The organism is Catellatospora coxensis (assembly GCF_016862635.1).
Classification (GTDB): domain Bacteria; phylum Actinomycetota; class Actinomycetes; order Mycobacteriales; family Micromonosporaceae; genus Catellatospora; species Catellatospora coxensis.
In genome coordinates, this window is record NZ_BONI01000007.1 from 21,034 (window position 1) to 36,001 (window position 14,968).

The 14,968-nt window shown below is 68.9% G+C and carries 19 protein-coding genes, 1 tRNA gene and 1 other RNA gene; 13 read left to right on the forward strand and 8 right to left on the reverse strand.

Going from position 1 to position 14,968, the window contains the following annotated elements; translation table 11 throughout:
- Nucleotides 1-110 precede the first annotated feature (110 nt).
- Complete coding sequence (locus tag Cco03nite_RS05655) at nt 111-653, reverse strand: GNAT family N-acetyltransferase (RefSeq protein WP_203689200.1); 543 nt, start codon at nt 651-653, stop codon at nt 111-113.
- Nucleotides 653-1,423 carry a GntR family transcriptional regulator gene (locus Cco03nite_RS05660; protein ID WP_203689202.1) on the reverse strand — a complete coding sequence of 257 codons (771 nt, stop codon included), beginning with the start codon at nt 1,421-1,423 and terminating at the stop codon, nt 653-655. The genes Cco03nite_RS05655 and Cco03nite_RS05660 overlap by 1 nt, the downstream gene beginning before the upstream one ends.
- Before the next feature lie 388 nt (nt 1,424-1,811).
- On the opposite strand from Cco03nite_RS05660, the gene Cco03nite_RS05665 reads away from it, so the two are divergent.
- The 12 genes from Cco03nite_RS05665 (at nt 1,812) to Cco03nite_RS05720 (ending at nt 10,438) form a co-directional block, all read left to right on the forward strand.
- Entirely contained in the window at nt 1,812-1,979 is a 168-nt protein-coding gene (locus Cco03nite_RS05665) for a hypothetical protein (protein WP_203689204.1), read from the forward strand.
- A 7-nt stretch (nt 1,980-1,986) separates the two neighbouring features.
- Nucleotides 1,987-2,253 (forward strand): DUF6284 family protein, encoded by a 267-nt coding sequence (locus Cco03nite_RS05670; RefSeq protein ID WP_203689206.1) that lies wholly within the window; start codon nt 1,987-1,989, stop codon nt 2,251-2,253.
- Nucleotides 2,253-2,618: a hypothetical protein gene (locus tag Cco03nite_RS05675; RefSeq protein WP_203689208.1), complete on the forward strand. Its 366-nt coding sequence runs from the start codon at nt 2,253-2,255 to the stop codon at nt 2,616-2,618. The genes Cco03nite_RS05670 and Cco03nite_RS05675 overlap by 1 nt, the downstream gene beginning before the upstream one ends.
- Before the next feature lie 71 nt (nt 2,619-2,689).
- Nucleotides 2,690-3,697: a hypothetical protein gene (locus tag Cco03nite_RS05680; protein ID WP_203689210.1), complete on the forward strand. Its 1,008-nt coding sequence runs from the start codon at nt 2,690-2,692 to the stop codon at nt 3,695-3,697.
- 162 nt (nt 3,698-3,859) lie between these two features.
- The gene (locus Cco03nite_RS05685) at nt 3,860-5,737 is read left to right on the forward strand and encodes a helicase HerA domain-containing protein (RefSeq protein WP_239167145.1); all 1,878 of its coding nucleotides are present in this window, start codon (nt 3,860-3,862) and stop codon (nt 5,735-5,737) included.
- 28 nt (nt 5,738-5,765) lie between these two features.
- Nucleotides 5,766-5,999, forward strand: coding sequence for a hypothetical protein (locus tag Cco03nite_RS05690; RefSeq protein WP_203689212.1), 234 nt, complete (start codon nt 5,766-5,768; stop codon nt 5,997-5,999).
- A 65-nt stretch (nt 6,000-6,064) separates the two neighbouring features.
- Nucleotides 6,065-6,811: a DNA cytosine methyltransferase gene (locus Cco03nite_RS05695; protein WP_239167146.1), complete on the forward strand. Its 747-nt coding sequence runs from the start codon at nt 6,065-6,067 to the stop codon at nt 6,809-6,811.
- Nucleotides 6,808-7,053: a hypothetical protein gene (locus Cco03nite_RS05700; RefSeq protein WP_203689214.1), complete on the forward strand. Its 246-nt coding sequence runs from the start codon at nt 6,808-6,810 to the stop codon at nt 7,051-7,053. Before Cco03nite_RS05695 ends, Cco03nite_RS05700 begins: the two co-directional genes overlap by 4 nt.
- On the forward strand, nt 7,050-7,916 hold the full coding sequence (locus tag Cco03nite_RS05705) for a bifunctional DNA primase/polymerase (protein WP_203689216.1): 867 nt from the start codon (nt 7,050-7,052) through the stop codon (nt 7,914-7,916). The genes Cco03nite_RS05700 and Cco03nite_RS05705 overlap by 4 nt, the downstream gene beginning before the upstream one ends.
- Nucleotides 7,913-9,061 (forward strand): AAA family ATPase, encoded by a 1,149-nt coding sequence (locus Cco03nite_RS05710; protein WP_203689218.1) that lies wholly within the window; start codon nt 7,913-7,915, stop codon nt 9,059-9,061. The genes Cco03nite_RS05705 and Cco03nite_RS05710 overlap by 4 nt, the downstream gene beginning before the upstream one ends.
- Nucleotides 9,054-9,272 carry an excisionase family DNA-binding protein gene (locus Cco03nite_RS05715; protein WP_203689220.1) on the forward strand — a complete coding sequence of 73 codons (219 nt, stop codon included), beginning with the start codon at nt 9,054-9,056 and terminating at the stop codon, nt 9,270-9,272. The genes Cco03nite_RS05710 and Cco03nite_RS05715 overlap by 8 nt, the downstream gene beginning before the upstream one ends.
- Nucleotides 9,269-10,438 carry a tyrosine-type recombinase/integrase gene (locus Cco03nite_RS05720; RefSeq protein ID WP_239167147.1) on the forward strand — a complete coding sequence of 390 codons (1,170 nt, stop codon included), beginning with the start codon at nt 9,269-9,271 and terminating at the stop codon, nt 10,436-10,438. Before Cco03nite_RS05715 ends, Cco03nite_RS05720 begins: the two co-directional genes overlap by 4 nt.
- An 84-nt stretch (nt 10,439-10,522) precedes the next feature.
- Here the strand turns inward: Cco03nite_RS05720 and Cco03nite_RS05725 are convergent, their stop codons facing one another.
- The 3 genes from Cco03nite_RS05725 to Cco03nite_RS05735 all read right to left on the reverse strand — a co-directional run bounded on the left by Cco03nite_RS05725 (nt 10,523) and on the right by Cco03nite_RS05735 (nt 12,100).
- On the reverse strand, nt 10,523-11,068 hold the full coding sequence (locus Cco03nite_RS05725) for a DUF4240 domain-containing protein (RefSeq protein ID WP_239167163.1): 546 nt from the start codon (nt 11,066-11,068) through the stop codon (nt 10,523-10,525).
- A 162-nt stretch (nt 11,069-11,230) separates the two neighbouring features.
- A tRNA-Ala gene (locus Cco03nite_RS05730) sits at nt 11,231-11,303 on the reverse strand.
- 176 nt (nt 11,304-11,479) lie between these two features.
- Nucleotides 11,480-12,100, reverse strand: a complete 621-nt coding sequence (locus Cco03nite_RS05735) for a YqgE/AlgH family protein (RefSeq protein ID WP_203689222.1) — start codon at nt 12,098-12,100, stop codon at nt 11,480-11,482.
- A gap of 150 nt (nt 12,101-12,250) precedes the next feature.
- Here Cco03nite_RS05735 and Cco03nite_RS05740 point away from each other — a divergent pair, with 150 nt between their 5' ends.
- On the forward strand, nt 12,251-12,838 hold the full coding sequence (locus Cco03nite_RS05740) for a nucleosidase (RefSeq protein WP_203689224.1): 588 nt from the start codon (nt 12,251-12,253) through the stop codon (nt 12,836-12,838).
- Between the two features lie 9 nt (nt 12,839-12,847).
- Here Cco03nite_RS05740 and Cco03nite_RS05745 read toward each other — a convergent pair whose 3' ends face one another.
- The 3 genes from Cco03nite_RS05745 to Cco03nite_RS05755 all read right to left on the reverse strand — a co-directional run bounded on the left by Cco03nite_RS05745 (nt 12,848) and on the right by Cco03nite_RS05755 (nt 14,890).
- Nucleotides 12,848-13,114 carry a hypothetical protein gene (locus tag Cco03nite_RS05745; protein WP_203689226.1) on the reverse strand — a complete coding sequence of 89 codons (267 nt, stop codon included), beginning with the start codon at nt 13,112-13,114 and terminating at the stop codon, nt 12,848-12,850.
- A gap of 171 nt (nt 13,115-13,285) precedes the next feature.
- Nucleotides 13,286-13,661, reverse strand: a transfer-messenger RNA (tmRNA) gene (ssrA, locus tag Cco03nite_RS05750).
- Nucleotides 13,662-13,747: 86 nt separating this feature from the next.
- The gene (locus Cco03nite_RS05755) at nt 13,748-14,890 is read right to left on the reverse strand and encodes an SRPBCC domain-containing protein (RefSeq protein WP_203689240.1); all 1,143 of its coding nucleotides are present in this window, start codon (nt 14,888-14,890) and stop codon (nt 13,748-13,750) included.
- Between the last annotated feature and the right edge of the window lie 78 nt (nt 14,891-14,968).

Sequence of the window (14,968 nt, forward strand, 5' to 3'; positions counted from 1 at the left end):
GAGCTCATCTGCGCTACTGAATTGGCATCCGCTCAGCCCTCGCACCGGATTGGTGGCGATGCTGACAACACGGCCACATGTCGAGGTCGCTCAAACCAGATCAAGCACGGTCACGAACGGTAGCTGGACACCTCACCGACTTCGCGCTCGAAAAGAGCCCCAGAGCCGCGATGCCCATAGTTCATCGTCCGAACGTGTCGGAAGCCCTGACGCACGTAGTACCGATGGAGTGCGTGGTTCGTCTGCCATGCATCGAGCCGAAGCCAGCGCTTGCCCTGGCGGGCGGCTTCCGCCGCTGCCCAGTCGAGAAGCGCCTTACCCGTGTCTCTGCCAGCCGCCTGACGGCTAACGATCATGCGGTGAACGTACAGCGCTTCTTCCGGCCGGTCCTCCGGAGCCCAGAACTCTGGGTCAGCGAATTCGTCAAGCGTCAGCGTCGCAACGACCCGGCTATCCTGGCGCGCGACATAACAGGTCCCGGTCAGGATTGCCCTTTCGATCCGCTCACGAACTTGCTTCAGGTGCTGTACCTGCGACACGCCGGCAGGCTGCCACTGCCCCAGCCCCTTGCTCTTCAACCAGGCCTGTGCCTCGCGGTACAGATCGAGGATCGCGTCGAGGTCGGCCGGAAGCGCAAGGCCCATCTCGAACATCAGCTTTCGGCTTCCTTCGCCCGGTCCCGCTCAAACACGATGACATGGCGGTCACCAGGGAGGATGTTGATCACGACGCGCACCGGACGGCCGTCTTCTGTTAGCCCAGTACAGATGTGACAGGAGACCGGTGTTCCTGGACCGAGCTGGAGTCGCGTGGCCTCGTCGGGGGTGGGCATACGCACGTAAATCTCGTCAAGCGCGCGAACCTGATGCGCACCGTTCTCGGTGAGCACCTGATTCGCCCCACGCGCGATGTCGTGCGGCATCATGATCTCGGTTCCCTGCGCGAGGCTCAGCGGGAAGTAGCTGTCGTTGGTGTTGTACGGCTCGCCATCCAGATACCGAACGCGCCGGCGTACTACCGCCAACTCCCCCGGTTCGAGGCGCAGTCTCTTCGCAACATCTGATGATGGCTCGACTATTGCGACATCGATCGTCTGCCTAGGCTCTCGACCTGCTTCCGAATGCTCGGCAAGGAAGATGTCCATCTCCGGGCTCAGGGGTCGCGGCCGGAACTCGGTCTGCGGCCTGTAGTACAGCGGCTTGCGATCCTTGACGAAGTAACCACGTGGCGGCTGAGGCACGACGAGACCTTCGTTCACCAGCGCCGTTAGTGCCTGCCGCGCGGTCGCACGGGCAACGCTGTATCGACTCGTCAGCTCGCTCTCAGTTGGGAGCTGCGCACCTGGCGCAAGTGTTCCGTCAGTGACCTGATTGCGCAGGTCAGCTGCAATCTGCTGCCACTTGGACCGGCTCTGTCCAGGCATTATCGCTCCCTCGGGACCTCCAGCGCACATCTGTCTAGACAGTATAGGCAGTGGCCTTGACAAGCCATCACCGGTGCGTCACAGTCTTACTGTCTAGACAGTCTGGACTGACTAGACGGGTTTCGGCATATGGCCAGGTAGATGCAGGGAAGGCGATCGATGTCGCGCGCCCGCAGCTTCCTGTGATCGGTCGTTCCTTGACAAGTGAATGGGTGGTCCACCTGCCCGAGAACGAAGGTGGACGCGCACGGCTGAGGTTCGTGCAGATCTGCCCGGCGTGGCCGGGCTTTAGGGCTTTGCAAGTAGCACCGGGACGCGGCCTGGCCTGGAAACCATCTGGCCGCGCCCCGGCTTCCCGTCCACCCACTGAGTAGGAGGAGGTACCTCCATGGTCGCAAATCTGCGCGTCACGATCCGCAGCTGCGCCGTGTGGCGCACCTGCGAGTGCGGGGCGCTGGCTCCGCTGTCCGCCGAAGAGGACCGCTGTGCGGACTGCCGCAGCGGCAAGCGCACCCCCGGCCGTCGCCGGTTGGTGCGTCCCCGAGGAAGGAAGTAGCGCAACCATGGCGTTCCTGGATGACATCGACGGCCCTTCCGATGCGGAGCTGGCCGCGATCGAGCTGGAGTGGCCGCTGATCGCGGCTGAGATGGACCTCGCTGAGATCGAGGCGCAGATGCTGACCGCCGAGTGCAGGCCGGCCGAGCTGGACTGGCGCAGGCTGCGCCGGGCGGAGCGGCGCGTGCTGCGGGTCCTGGTCGAGCTGCTCGACCTCACCGACGACACGAACCGGCCGGCCGAGCAGGAACCGCGGCTGGCGGTGGCTGCCTGATGAGCGCGCAGATTCCGCCGCACGTGACCCTGCCCCGGCTGGTGAAGCTCATCGACACTCACGCGGCCGAGTTGCTCAACCCCACAGAGCTTTATCCACAGCTTGTGGACAAGGTCGGCAAGCGCCGCGCCCGCTGGATGTGGACTGCCGCTCTGGCGATCGTCACCGTTCGCGATGACCTGGTCCGCGATGACGTGTCCGCTACCGAGGTGTTCGCGTCGCTGTTCGGGCTGATCTGCCTGCTGCTGGTGCTGACGGTTGATGGCTGGTGGGACGGCGCGCTGTGCGGCGCGGCTGTCGCGCTGTTCGCGGTGTCGCTGGCCAAGACCCTGTTCCGGCACATCCGAGACGAGTGGTGGTCGTGATGGCCAGCCGCTCTTCGCTTCCCCTCACGCCCGGCGACGCCGGAGCCGTTCCCGCTTCCTGGAGGCACGAGATGGACACCCCTGAGCGGGCCAAGGGTCCGCTGCACCTGCTGTTCGTGTTCTACCTGGCCATGGCTGGGCTGGCGCTCTACGGCCAGTCCGATGGCCTGATGGCCTGGCTGAACATCGACCGTATCCCCGCGCTGCTGATCGGGTTCGCGATCGAGCTGCTCGCGGCGGTGCTGCTCGGGTTCGCCGACTGGCGGCGCACCGACCGGGGCGAGCAGGCGATCGCGGCCCGCTTGCTGTCGATCGCGGTGGCGCTGGGGGTGGCCGGGCTGAACTTCTTCGGCCATGACGCCAGCGTCGGGCAGCGGCTGCTGTTCACCGGGGCGAGCCTGGCCGGGTACGCGGTGTGGACGCTGCACAGCAACGCCCGTCGCCGTGATGCGCTGCGCGCGGCCGGTCGGCTTGCCGGCCAGCCGCCCGTGTTCGGGCTCGGCGCGTGGCTGCGGGAGCCGAAGGTGGTCTGGCGGGCGCGCCAGGTCGCTACCGCTGACACGACGCTGAGCGTGCACGACGCGTTGGCGCAGGCACGTACGGACATGGCGGCTGAGGAGCGGCACCGGGCGATTGCCGCAGCGCTGCGCCGCAAGCTGGCCAAGTCCCTGGACAGCACTTCGGCGGACATCGCGATGGTGTCTTACGACCTGGACGAGGTTGCCGCGCGGCTGGCCAAGTCCGTGGACTACGGGCGGCTGACCGGACTGCTCGCAGCGGACATCCACCCGGATCGCATCGCCGAGGGCCGGACTGCCAAGCGCTCGACCCCAATCGCCACGCCGGACGCGGTCCGTGTCGATGATGCGGACAAACCGCAGCCTAAGCCCACCAATGCCCGCAAGAGCGACAGCGGGCGTAAGGCGGACGCTGCGACCCGCGTGCGGGCGGCGCTGGCGGACAACCCCGGCGCGACGCAGGCCGAGATCGCTCGTGCTGCGCGGACCTCTGACCGGACGGTGCGGCGTGTGCTGTCGGCCGCGCGTCCGGACATCGACGCCATTGCCGCTGCCGTCTGAGGCTGCGGTATCGGCCGATCGCCAACAACCTAACTGGCAGTTAGAGGCGGGCGCGTTCTGCGCCCATAGCGTCACTCGCGGTTGGACACAGCGGGGTGCGGCACCAGGCCTGAGAAACCGCGCCGCACCCCTCGCCCCTCTACCGAAGGAGCTGTCTTCAGCATGCCAAAGTACGAGTTCCGGACGGTGCAGCACACCCCCGCGCGGGTTGTGTACAGGTTCCTGTCCGGCCGATTCCTCGACGGAGAGCGGCGCACCGATGGCGGCTACCTGCGCCCCGGTCGCCGCGTGCTGGCCGAGTCCGGGCACGCCTCGAAGTGGGCGATGCTGCCGGGCTGGCAGCGTCAAGCCTGGCGACTGGGTACGCCCATCGCGCTGTGCGGGGTTTCCTCCGCCTACCTGACCAGCCCCGACCTGACGGCCGGCACAGCCGCCGTACTGGCCGCTGTCGGCGGTACGCGGGTCGCTCGGCGGGCGCGTGCCGCGTGGCGGATGCGCAGGTTCAACGCCGCCTACATCAACCCCACCCTCGCCGCGCTCACGGGCGCGCTCGGGGACGCTCCGGTGAGGCTGCACGTGTCACCGGAGTTGGGCAGCCTGGTTCCCCGGCTGGTCAAGCCGATGAGCCCCGCCGAGAAGGCCGTGCGCACCTGGTACGGCGAACACGTGGAACCGGCGGTGCGCTGGGCACCCGAGCACATCATGCGGGCGCTCTGGCTGGCGCAGAAGAAGGCCAGCCCGGCAACGCGCTGGCTGGAGCAGTTCCGACGACCGGTCGACAGCGACACCGGTCCGCGTATCGAGCTGCTCACGTCGGTGCCGTACCTGACCGATGACCAGCGCCGCTACGTGTCGTCGGTGGTCAACGCCAAGATTCCGGCCGGTGACCTCAACGAGCGCTGGGACCAGGTCGGCCCGCAGGTGCGGGTCACGTGGACGGTGCGCAAGCGCCCTCCGTCGAAGGTCGGCTACGCGGACCTGTCGGCGCGGCTGGCGCAGCTGGCCGAGTGGGAGTACTTCCTGGGGCTGGGCGTGGGCGGCAAGCCGGTCACGATCAGCCTGAAGGAAGACTCGCCGCATATCGCGTGTTCGGCCGGCAGTGGTGCGGGCAAGAGCGTGCTCGCGCAGACCGTCGCCGTTCAGGTCCTCGCCAGGGGCGGGCGCGTGGTCATCCTCGACCTGAAGGGCTCGCACCGGTGGGCGCTGAACCTGCCGGGCGTGGACTACTGCACCAGCCCGGAGCAGATGCACAAAGCCCTGGTCGCGCTGGCGCGGCTGGCTGAGGAGCGCAACAGCCGCGCGCTGCACGAGAGCGAGGACTGGGATCCCGGCTACCGGGTGTTCGTCATCGCCGAGGAACTCAACGCCACGTTCGCCAAGCTCAAGGACTACTGGAGCGAGGCACGCGGCACGGGGGACGCGAAGGTCAGCCCGGCAGTGCGGGCGTTCCGTGACCTGCTGTTCATGGGTCGCTCGGCGAAGGTGAATGTGTTCGCGGTCGCGCAGATGCTCACCGCGCACACCACCGGCGGGCCGGAGTCGCGGGAGAACTTCGGCATCCGCGCCCTGGCCCGCTACACCAAGAACAATTGGCAGATGCTCGCTCCTGAGGCGGGCATGCCGCGTGCTTCGCGCACGCTCGGCCGGTGGCAGATCGTCGTGGGCGGTGTGGCCACCGAGTGTCAGGTGGCGTACCTCAGCCCGGCTGAGGCGCGTCTGCTGGTGCACAAGCACGCGGCCGTGTCCCCGAGCGCGCAGTCACCCTTGATGGGCGCTGACCAGGAAATGTCCCCGAGACAGACGACTGTCGGGGACAGCGTCTCGGCTGTCGTGGACCCGCTGAGCGAGACCGTGACCCTTCGGGAAGCGGTCGCGCGAGGCATCTCCCCGTGGGCGTTCGACGCGACCAAGAAGCGGCTCCAGCGCGCCCGCAAGGCTCAAGCGCCCACGGCACCGGCGCCGGTGGGCAAGGAGGGGCTCGCCGATGTGTACCGCGTCGGCGACCTCGTGATCTGGATCGAAAGCGAGCTGGTGGCCTGAGCGCCGCCCGACATCCACGGAGGAACCAGTGATCAAGCGCATGTATGAGGCCATCACCGGCACGCCCTGGACCACGGGGCGCAGCTGCACCGCCGATTTCGGACCCACCATCGCGGCCCGCTACGTGACCGAGGTGCTCAGCCTGACCGAGCAGGAGCTGCACGCGCTCCACCCGGCCATCGCGGTCGCCTACCTCGAACACGTCCGGGAGATCCACGCCATGCACGGCATGGAGCACCCGTCGGCGCTCACCCGCCACTGACCACACCGACCCGAGGGCGCGGCCGACCAGCAAGGTCGGCCGCGCCCTTCCGTAAGGAGGACCGGATGAGCGCCACCAGCACCGACATAGAAAACCGACGGGTCGGCGTACCCGCCACCCACCGTAAGGCTCGGACGGAGCCGCCCCGACTGCTCGACCTGTTCTGCTGCGCCGGCGGGGCCACCCACGGCTACCAGCGGGCCGGATGGCACGTCACCGGCGTCGACCTCGTACCCCGTCCCGACTACTGCGGTGACGAGTTCATCGCGGCCGACGCCGTCTCGTTCGTTCGGGCGCACGGCCACGAGTTCGACGCGATCCACGCCAGCCCACCATGCCAGGACCACAGCACGCTCACCCGCTCCAACCGCAAGCGCACCGGTTGGACCGACGGGCACGTCAACCTCATCCCACCCACCCGCGCCGCACTGTTGGCCACCGGCCGGCCGTGGGTCATGGAAAACGTCGTCGGCGCGCCGCTGCGCCCGGACCTGGTGTTGTGCGGGCTCATGTTCGACCTGCGGGTGTTCCGCCACCGCGTGTTCGAACTTCACGGCTTCGCCGTGTTCTCGCCCGCGCACCGCACACACCGTGGGCACCGGGTCGCCGGTTGGCGGCACGGCGTGCGCCACGACGGCGACATGGTCGCCGTGTACGGCGACGGGGGCGGCAAGGGCACCACCGAGCAGTGGCAGGCCGCGATGGGCATCGACTGGACCGCCGATCGAGAAGCCATCGCCCAGGCCATCCCACCCGCGTTCGCCCACTACATCGGCGAGCACCTCATGGCCGCTGTCGGGGCGATCGCATGAGCACGATCAGCACCGATGTAGAGATCTGGCTGACCGGCGACCCCGCCAGCGTCAGCCACGCGATCAGCGCCCTGGCCGCCGATGCCCGGATCACTCAGCTCAGCGAGGAGCACCCCCTGGTTGGTCCCGACGCCGGCCGGGTGCGCCGCTACGTACGGCTGGCAAAGCACACCAGCGGACCGCAGCGACCCGCACGGCCCACTGCCGAGCAGCTGCCCATCACGAAGGAGACAAGCCGATGACGACACCTCACCTGGTCGCGGTCGCCCTCGGCCTGGCCGAGCAGGGCTGGCACCTCTTCCCGCTGGCCCCTGGCGACAAGCGCCCCGCCGTCGCGCAATGGGAGCAGCGCGCTACCACCGACCCCGACCGCATCCGCCGCTGCTGGTCGGCAGGCCCGTACGGCATCGGGATCGCGTGCGGCCCGTCCGGGCTGGCCGTGCTCGACCTCGACCAGCCCAAGCGTGACCAGACTGCGCCCGCGCAGTGGACGGGACACCAGGACGGCTGGCACGTGCTCGGCACGCTCATGCGCCGAGCGCACGCGAGCCTGCCTGCAACGTTCACCGTGCAGACCGGGCGCGGCGGAACGCACCTGTACTTCCGCCACCCAACCAGCGGCCCGCAGCTGCGCAACACCGCTGGCAAGCTCGGCTGGCTCATCGACACCCGCGCCCACGGCGGCTACGTCGTCGCCCCCGGCAGCACCGTCAACGGTCGGCCGTACCGGATCATGTGCGAGCTGCCCGCTGTCGAGCTGCCCGCGTGGCTCGGCGAGCGGCTCGTGCCAGAGGAGCTGCCGCCGCAGCAGCCCGTCATGGTCACGCTCTCCGGCGACCAGCACGGCCGCTACGTCGTTGCCGCGATCAGCCGCCAGCTCGCGCACCTGGCACAGGCTGGTGAGGGACAGCGCAACCACGCCCTCTACCGCTCCGCGGTCGCCCTCGGCCAGCTCGCCGCTGGCGGCGCGATCGGGCAGGCAGAGATAGAGGGCCTGCTGACGCAGGCTGCCTACAGTGCCGGGCTGCGCCCGGCCGAGACACGCCGCACCATCACCTCCGGTCTGCGCGCGGGCGCGCGCCGTCCCCGGAGCGTGACCGCATGACCGCAGCGAACACGGCGCATCTCAGCGTCGTGCCTGCCGGTCCGCAGGCCGAGCGCAAGCGGCCCGCGCTAGGCGGGACGTGGACCGCCGACAAGCTCATGGGTGCAGAGTTCCCGCCACCGGCGTGGGCGGTGCCGGGCATCCTGCCCGAAGGGCTCACGCTGCTGGCCGGTGCGCCGAAGGTGGGCAAGAGCTGGCTGTCGCTCGGGCTGGGGCTGGCGGTCGCATCCGGTGGCATGGCGCTGGACAGCATCCCTGTCCAGGCCGGGCCGGTGCTCTACCTCGCGCTGGAGGACACTCCACGGCGGTTGCAGTCGCGCATGGGGCGCATCCTCGGCGGGCAGCCAGCCCCGGCAGGGCTCACCCTGGCCACCGAGTGTCCGCCCCTACGGGCGGGTGGTGCGCAGGCCATCGCCGATTGGATCAAAGCCAACCGGGGCGCGCGCATGGTCGTCATCGACGTGTTCGCCAAGGTGCGCGGCAACAACGCACCTGGCATCAGCCCGTACGAAGCCGACTATGCCGCGATGACACCAGCCAAGCTGCTCGCCGACCGGTTCGGTATCGCCGTCGTGCTGGTCCACCACGTGCGCAAGGCCGCGTCCGAAGACTTCCTCGCCGAAGTCTCCGGTACCAACGGCCTCGCTGGCGCGGCTGACACCACGATCGTGCTCAAGCGCGGGCGCGGGCAGGCCGATGGCGTCCTGCACACCACCGGCCGTGACGTGGACGAGGCGGAGTACGCACTGTCGTTCCACGCAGCGGCGGGCGCGTGGCAGCTGCTCGACGGTCCCGCCGTGGACCACACGCTGAGCGACACCCGCAGCGCGATCCTGCGGCACCTGCGGCAGCATGGCCAGGCACAGCCACCCAAGGCGGTCGCTGAGGCAACCGGGCTGGCCTACGACACGGTCAAGCGCACCTGTCTGCGGATGGCCGCAGCCGGACAGCTGATCTCCGACGCCAGCGGGCGCTACGGCATCCCGGCTGAGGGTGCACCTGCTGTCCCCCGTGTCCCCCGTGTCCCCCAACCGGGTCTGACCAGCAACAACGGAACGGATCATGAGGGACAGCCGGGTGATCATGCTGTCCCCCGTGTCCCTCATGATCGAAAAGGCGGCGAGGAAGGGAGCCTTGATGCCTGAGAAGTACCTCACCATCCCCGAGGTCGCTGAGCGGCTAGGTACGACTGAGCGCTTCCCGCGACGCCTCGTCGAGGAACGCCGGATCGAGTTCAAGCGGTTCGGCCGACACGTTCGGATCGGCGAGAGCGTGCTCGCCGAGTACATCGAGTCGTGCACCATCCGACCGGTTGAGCGTCGGCGTGGGCGCACGCGGAGGGGGTCCACCCGGTGAGCAACGGCAAGCAGAGCCGCCGACGCGAGTTCGGCACCGTTCGGAAGCTCCCGTCCGGCCGGTACCAGGCGCGCTACACCGGCCCGGACGGCATGAAGCGACCAGCGCCCGACACCTTCGCGACCAAGAAGGAAGCGACCGAATGGCTGGTCGAGAAGCAAGCAGAGATTCTGCGGAGCGACTGGATCGACCCTGACGCGGGAAGCATGACGCTCACGGAGTACACCGACCGGTGGGTCAAGGATCGCGACCTCAAGCCGCGAACGCGGGTCGAGTACGAGCGCGTGCTGAGGCTGCACGTCAAACCTCAGCTCGGCGAACAGTTGCTGAACGAGGTCACCGCGCCGCAGATCCGGGCGTGGCGGTCAGAGCGGCTCGCCGCTGGCGTCGGCAAGCCGACCGTGGCCAAGACGTATCGCATCCTGCGTGCGATCTTCGCGACCGCGCTGGATGACGACCTGATCCGGCGCAACCCCTGCCGGATCAAGGGTGCGGGGCAGGACGTAGCCGACGAGCGGCCCACAGCGACGCTGGAGCAGGTCTTCGCCATCGCGGGGGCCATTCAGCCCCGGTATCGGCTGCTCGTGCTACTCGCTACCTTCGCGCAGCTCCGCTTCGGAGAGCTGATCGCGCTGCGCCGCAGCAGCCTCGACCTGGATGCGATGGAGGTTCGCGTGGCGCGCTCTACGAACGAGATGGAGGACGGCACGCACTACGACGACGACCCGAAGTCGAAAGCCGGTAAGCGGCTGGTGAGCGTGCCGAGCGCGCTGGGTGCCGATATCAGGGCTCATCTCGACCGGTTCGTGTCGGCGGGGCGGGATGCACGGCTGTTCCTAGGACCGCAGGGCGCGATACCTCGCCGTAGGAACTTCAACCGGGTGTGGAAGGCGGCGCTCGAATCGGCCGGCATCCCGGATGAGATCGGTCTGCATCTGCATGACCTGCGCCACACGGGCGGCACCCTGTCGGGTCGTGGCGGCGCAACGCTCAAGGAGCTGATGGCGAGACTCGGGCACTCCAGTCCTCGCGCTGCAATGGTCTACCAGCACGCGACCAAGGATCGCGATCAGGCCATCGCAGCAGCGCTGGACATGCTGATCGAGCAGGCTCGCAGCACGAGCGGCGGCCAAAGTGGCACGGATATGACTCGCGGAGCGCTTTAGCCAGAGATCACAAACGCCCAGGTTCCTGACCTGGGCGTTTCTCTTTGGATCTACGGCCTGACCTGTCTGCATCTTTGAACGCGGTTAGTCTGCCCAACCCATCGCGTTGTTTCCTGACTCACGGCAGATACCAGAGCCCGTGTCCGGGTAATCACCGAAGCGCTCGTTGTGTAGATGCGCGAAGAAGTAGCACATCGCCTCGCAGTCTCCATCGAGCACTGCGACACGGGGATCGGCGACGACTGCCTGGTAAAAGGCATGTCCCGCAGCAACGATGAAGCCACGGGCGTACAGGAACCCGTCGTCTGAACCGTCTGTGACCGCGTGAATGTCTGCGCGATCAATGTCGTAGAGCTTGCGTTCAAGCACCCGGTCAAGATCTGCCAACTCCTCACGGGTGAAGTCAACGCTGCGGGCACGGAGCTTGGCCAGGAAGGTATCCAGGAATGGATCGACGACGTACATGTCCTGGTCGCAGTGCGGGTCCTGGTCATCGAGGAGGTTGCGTTCGCGCAGCACACGCCGTGCGTTTTGCGCCTCCGTGCCGACGTCGGCCCAAGCTTGTTCGATCAACGCCCAGAACCGAGCTTCTTCGGCCTCGGTCGGCATCCGGTTGTTCATCTCTTCCATCTCGATCACGCCCGGAAGGGTAACCATCGGACGCCCAATCTCGCAGCGGAGCAGCTTGGGCCTCCGTGATCATGCGGACATGTGGCACGGATGTGGCACGACGGAGATCACTGCCCGGACAATGCGAAACGCCCAGGTCGCTTGACCTGGGCGTTTCTTCGGTGGAGCCGAGGGGACTCGAACCCCTGACCCCCACACTGCCAGTGTGGTGCGCTACCAGCTGCGCCACGGCCCCTTGTTCCTGGTAAGTCCCCGTTTGACGTTTCCGCCGCCCGGGCACCTGCGAAATATTACACGGCCCCGCCCCCCGTGCAAAAACGGGTATCCCCGCGAGTTGACCAGGCGGTGTACGCCACACCCGCCGGCCGACCAGGAACGCGCATTCATGATCGACCGGAGCACCGCCGCTGGTCAGTTGAGGGCGACGTCCGGGGGGAAGTTGGCCACCGCAGCGGTCATGCCGCCCTGCCGGCGCAGCACCAGCGGCCACAGCTCCTCGGGCTGGGTGCGGAACGGATCGCTGGGCAGGGCCTCGAACACCAGCCAGGCGTTCTCCTCTATCTCCTGCTCCAGCTGCCCGGCGCCCCACCCGGCGTAGCCGTGGTAGACGCGGACGCACTCCAGCCGCTGGCCGACCCGGGCAGGGTCGCGGCTGAGGTCCACCGTGCCGATCTGCCCCATGACCCGGCTGAAGCCGACGAACCCCGCCACACCCGCGCGGGCACGGGCCACGCAGATCGCCGAGTCCGTGCCGACCGGGCCGCCCTCGAAGAGCACACCCGGCTCCCGCAGCAGCGATTCCCAGCCCGGCAGGATGTCGCCGACGAGCGCTTCGGTGGGCCGGTTCAGCACCACCCCGAGTGCCCCGTCGGCCTCGTGGGCCAGGACGAAGACGACTGTACGTTCGAAGTTGGGGTCCCGGAGCGAGGGCATGGCAACCAGCAGGTGCCCGGTCAGTGACTCCACTGCGTGCCGCCCCGTGCCCTTTCCCGCATTGTCGTGCCGCGTGGTGTGCGGCTCTCCCGACGCCATGACTGGCACCCTATCCGTCCGGAGGCGGCACGGTCAGGGTCTCGGCACGGCTTGTGCGGCAAACTTGCCCGACTCGGTGACAACGACTGCGCTGACCTGCACCCACCCGGTGACATGAGAGCTGTTCGACACGCCGCCTAGAATTCCCGGGTGACTCTTACCGGCACCGTGACCCCCGACCGGCCGCTGATCGTCGTCGCGCTGCCCGAGGAGGCGGCGCATCTGGACACCACCCATCCGGTGCTGCTGACCGGGGTGGGCAAGGTCTGCGCCGCGCTCGCGGTGTCGCGGGTGCTGGCCGCGGGCGTGCTGCCCAGCGAGATCGTCAACCTGGGCACCGCCGGCGCGCTGCGGCCGGGCCTGGCCGGCATCCATGAGATCAGCCGGGTGGTGCAGCACGACTTCGACGCCGTGACGATCGAGGCGCTGACCGGCCGTGCCTTCGGCAGCCCGCTGGAGCTGTCGGGCGCCGGGCCGGTGCTGGCCACCGGTGACGTGTTCGTCTCCGACCCGGTGCTGCGGGCGGCGCTGGCCGAGCAGGCCGACCTGGTCGACATGGAGGGCTACGCCGTCGCCGCGGCGGCGGCCGCGTACGGCGTGCCGGTGCGGATGGTCAAGCAGGTCAGCGACGAGGCCGACGGCGCGGCGGTCACCGGCTGGGCCGAGTCCGTCGACCAGTGCGCGCGCCTGCTCGCGGGCTGGCTCAGGGACTGGCAGGACACCGCCGGGGTGCGCTGACCCCGGCGGTCAGGTTTCTCCGCCGAGGTCGACGCCGTACGCCTGGTGCAGCACGTCGGCCGTGCGCTGGCGGTAGGCGGTGAGTCGCTGCGCGAGCTGTTCCTCGGCGCGCCGGTCGGCGGCGGCGGACGTCACGGCCGCGAGCAGCGCGCGGCGGTCCGATTCCAGCGCCCGCACGCTGTGGGTCAGCCGCGGCGCGTCCGCGATCACCTCGCCGAGCCGGCCGGAGGGGCCGAGCACCGCGTTCGACAGCTCGTCCAGTGAATCGGTGGCCATACCTCACCCCCGGACCGCAGAAACGTCCTTGCGTTCGATGGTCACGCGGGAGCGGCCCGAAGTCCATACCTTTGCCCAGGTTTGAACGGCCGTTCAGCCGGTCATTCGAGCAGGTAGCAGGGCATATGTGGCGAACGGCCCCGGTCCTGGTGGACCGGGGCCGTTCGGATCAGGTGGAGGTGCCGGGAATCGAACCCGGGTCCATCGCCGCATAAACAGGTCTTCTCCGAGCGCAGCTCACTATGCCTCTACTCGGCCCCACCGATCACATGAGCGAGACGGTGTGACAGGCCCAGTCGCGATTGATCTCGCCTCAGCAGCCCCGCGACGGGACCACATCGGCCAGCCCACTTACTGATGCCGGTACACGGGCCGTAGGCACTCCCGGACCGACAGACTTGCTACTCGCCTCAGGCGGCGAGAGCGAAGTCGCGCTTGACGTTAGTCTTGGCGCTTATGTTTTTCCGACGACGATTATCGAGACGACGTCGGCTTCCTCGGCTCGCTTCTCCTGCCGCAACGTACGATGTCGAAACCTGTCACCCCCTGGTCATGCGCTAACGCACGCACGGTGACGATCACCGCGTTCGTCAACAATAACGCCCGGGGCGACCAAAGTCATTCCGGTATCGGTCAACTCCCCGTGCAGGCGGTCCCGTCGACGGTGCAGGCGGTGACGGCCTGGCCGAGGGCCAGCAGCGCGGGGAAACGGATGACGAAGGTCACCGATCCGCCCGCGCTCACCGTGCGGGCCGCGCCGACCGGGGTCACCGTCACCTTCGTGCCCTCCTGCGTGAAGTTCACCGCGGCGGTGGACCGGTTCTCCACCGCCCGGTCGGCCGGCATGGTCAGCACGACCGTCCAGCCCTCCCGCGGGGTCGTGCCCGGGTTGCGGACGGTCACCTCGGTGTCGAAGCCGCCGAGGCCCAGCAGCGCGATCGTGCGGTAACCCGCGGTGAGCGGCGAGCCCGCCGGCGTGGCGGTCGCCTCGGCCTGGGGCGTGCCGACCGGTGAACCGGACACCCCCGGCTGCGGCGTCGCGCCGGCCGCGCCCGGCAGCGGGGTGCCGGAGGCGGCCGCGGGATCCGTGGCCTGCGCACCCGACTGCACGCCCGAGCCGAGCCCGTACACCGGCTCGGTGTCGACGCCGGGCGGGCCGCCGGGGCCGCCGCCGATCACCACGGCGACCGCGGTGCTGATCAGCACGACCAGCACCACCGCGCCGGCCAGGGACAGCAGCCGCAGCCGCTTCGAACCGCCCGGGGGCGGCGGCACCCGCGCCGGTTCGAGCGGGACCGTCTCCCGCCGCCGCGGGATCGCGGTGTGCAGGTCGGCCCGCACCCCGCCCAGGTCCACCTCGCCGGAGGCGAGCCGGTCCAGGGCCGCGGGGAGCTGGTCGCCGAACATGAACTGGTACGACCGGCGCAGCTCGCGCCGCCGCTGGGTGCCGTCCACCCCGAAGAACCCCGACTGGACCAGGGTCAGCCGGCAGCCGGCCTCGCTGTCCGCCAGCGACCAGGTGACCTCGGTGTGCGTGTGGTCGTCGCGCCAGTGCATGGCGAGCCGCTCCTGCGCCGCCACCTCCACCACGTCCAGATCGAACGGTGTCGCCAGCCCGGCCAGGCCGGGCGGCGGGAAGGCACGGAAGGTCTCCCCGGCGCTCGGCGTGAGATCGGTGGGCACGAACCACTCGCGCAGCAGCCGCTGCTCGGTGAGCGCCCGCCAGACTCGCGCGCGGGGATGGGAGAGATCGACATCGAGTCGCAGCTCGGTCACGGTCCGACTATAGGGTCGCCCCACGGCTCGCGGCATCCCCGGAATCGACCACGGTCATGACACGGGTGTCCGTCACCG

Bases quoted from the DNA above. Each gene is read 5' to 3' on its own strand.
- Cco03nite_RS05745 (WP_203689226.1), bottom strand. From the start codon at position 13,114: ATGGCCACCGATTCACTGGACGAGCTGTCGAACGCGGTGCTCGGCCCC.
- Cco03nite_RS05695 (WP_239167146.1), top strand. From the start codon at position 6,065: ATGAGCGCCACCAGCACCGACATAGAAAACCGACGGGTCGGCGTACCC.
- Cco03nite_RS05705 (WP_203689216.1), top strand. From the start codon at position 7,050: ATGACGACACCTCACCTGGTCGCGGTCGCCCTCGGCCTGGCCGAGCAG.
- Cco03nite_RS05735 (WP_203689222.1), bottom strand. From the start codon at position 12,100: ATGGCGTCGGGAGAGCCGCACACCACGCGGCACGACAATGCGGGAAAG.
- Cco03nite_RS05665 (WP_203689204.1), top strand. From the start codon at position 1,812: ATGGTCGCAAATCTGCGCGTCACGATCCGCAGCTGCGCCGTGTGGCGC.
- Cco03nite_RS05685 (WP_239167145.1), top strand. From the start codon at position 3,860: ATGCCAAAGTACGAGTTCCGGACGGTGCAGCACACCCCCGCGCGGGTT.
- Cco03nite_RS05660 (WP_203689202.1), bottom strand. From the start codon at position 1,423: ATGCCTGGACAGAGCCGGTCCAAGTGGCAGCAGATTGCAGCTGACCTG.
- Cco03nite_RS05670 (WP_203689206.1), top strand. From the start codon at position 1,987: ATGGCGTTCCTGGATGACATCGACGGCCCTTCCGATGCGGAGCTGGCC.
- Cco03nite_RS05700 (WP_203689214.1), top strand. From the start codon at position 6,808: ATGAGCACGATCAGCACCGATGTAGAGATCTGGCTGACCGGCGACCCC.
- Cco03nite_RS05710 (WP_203689218.1), top strand. From the start codon at position 7,913: ATGACCGCAGCGAACACGGCGCATCTCAGCGTCGTGCCTGCCGGTCCG.
- Cco03nite_RS05715 (WP_203689220.1), top strand. From the start codon at position 9,054: ATGCCTGAGAAGTACCTCACCATCCCCGAGGTCGCTGAGCGGCTAGGT.
- Cco03nite_RS05725 (WP_239167163.1), bottom strand. From the start codon at position 11,068: ATGGAAGAGATGAACAACCGGATGCCGACCGAGGCCGAAGAAGCTCGG.
- Cco03nite_RS05680 (WP_203689210.1), top strand. From the start codon at position 2,690: ATGGACACCCCTGAGCGGGCCAAGGGTCCGCTGCACCTGCTGTTCGTG.
- Cco03nite_RS05675 (WP_203689208.1), top strand. From the start codon at position 2,253: ATGAGCGCGCAGATTCCGCCGCACGTGACCCTGCCCCGGCTGGTGAAG.
- Cco03nite_RS05655 (WP_203689200.1), bottom strand. From the start codon at position 653: ATGTTCGAGATGGGCCTTGCGCTTCCGGCCGACCTCGACGCGATCCTC.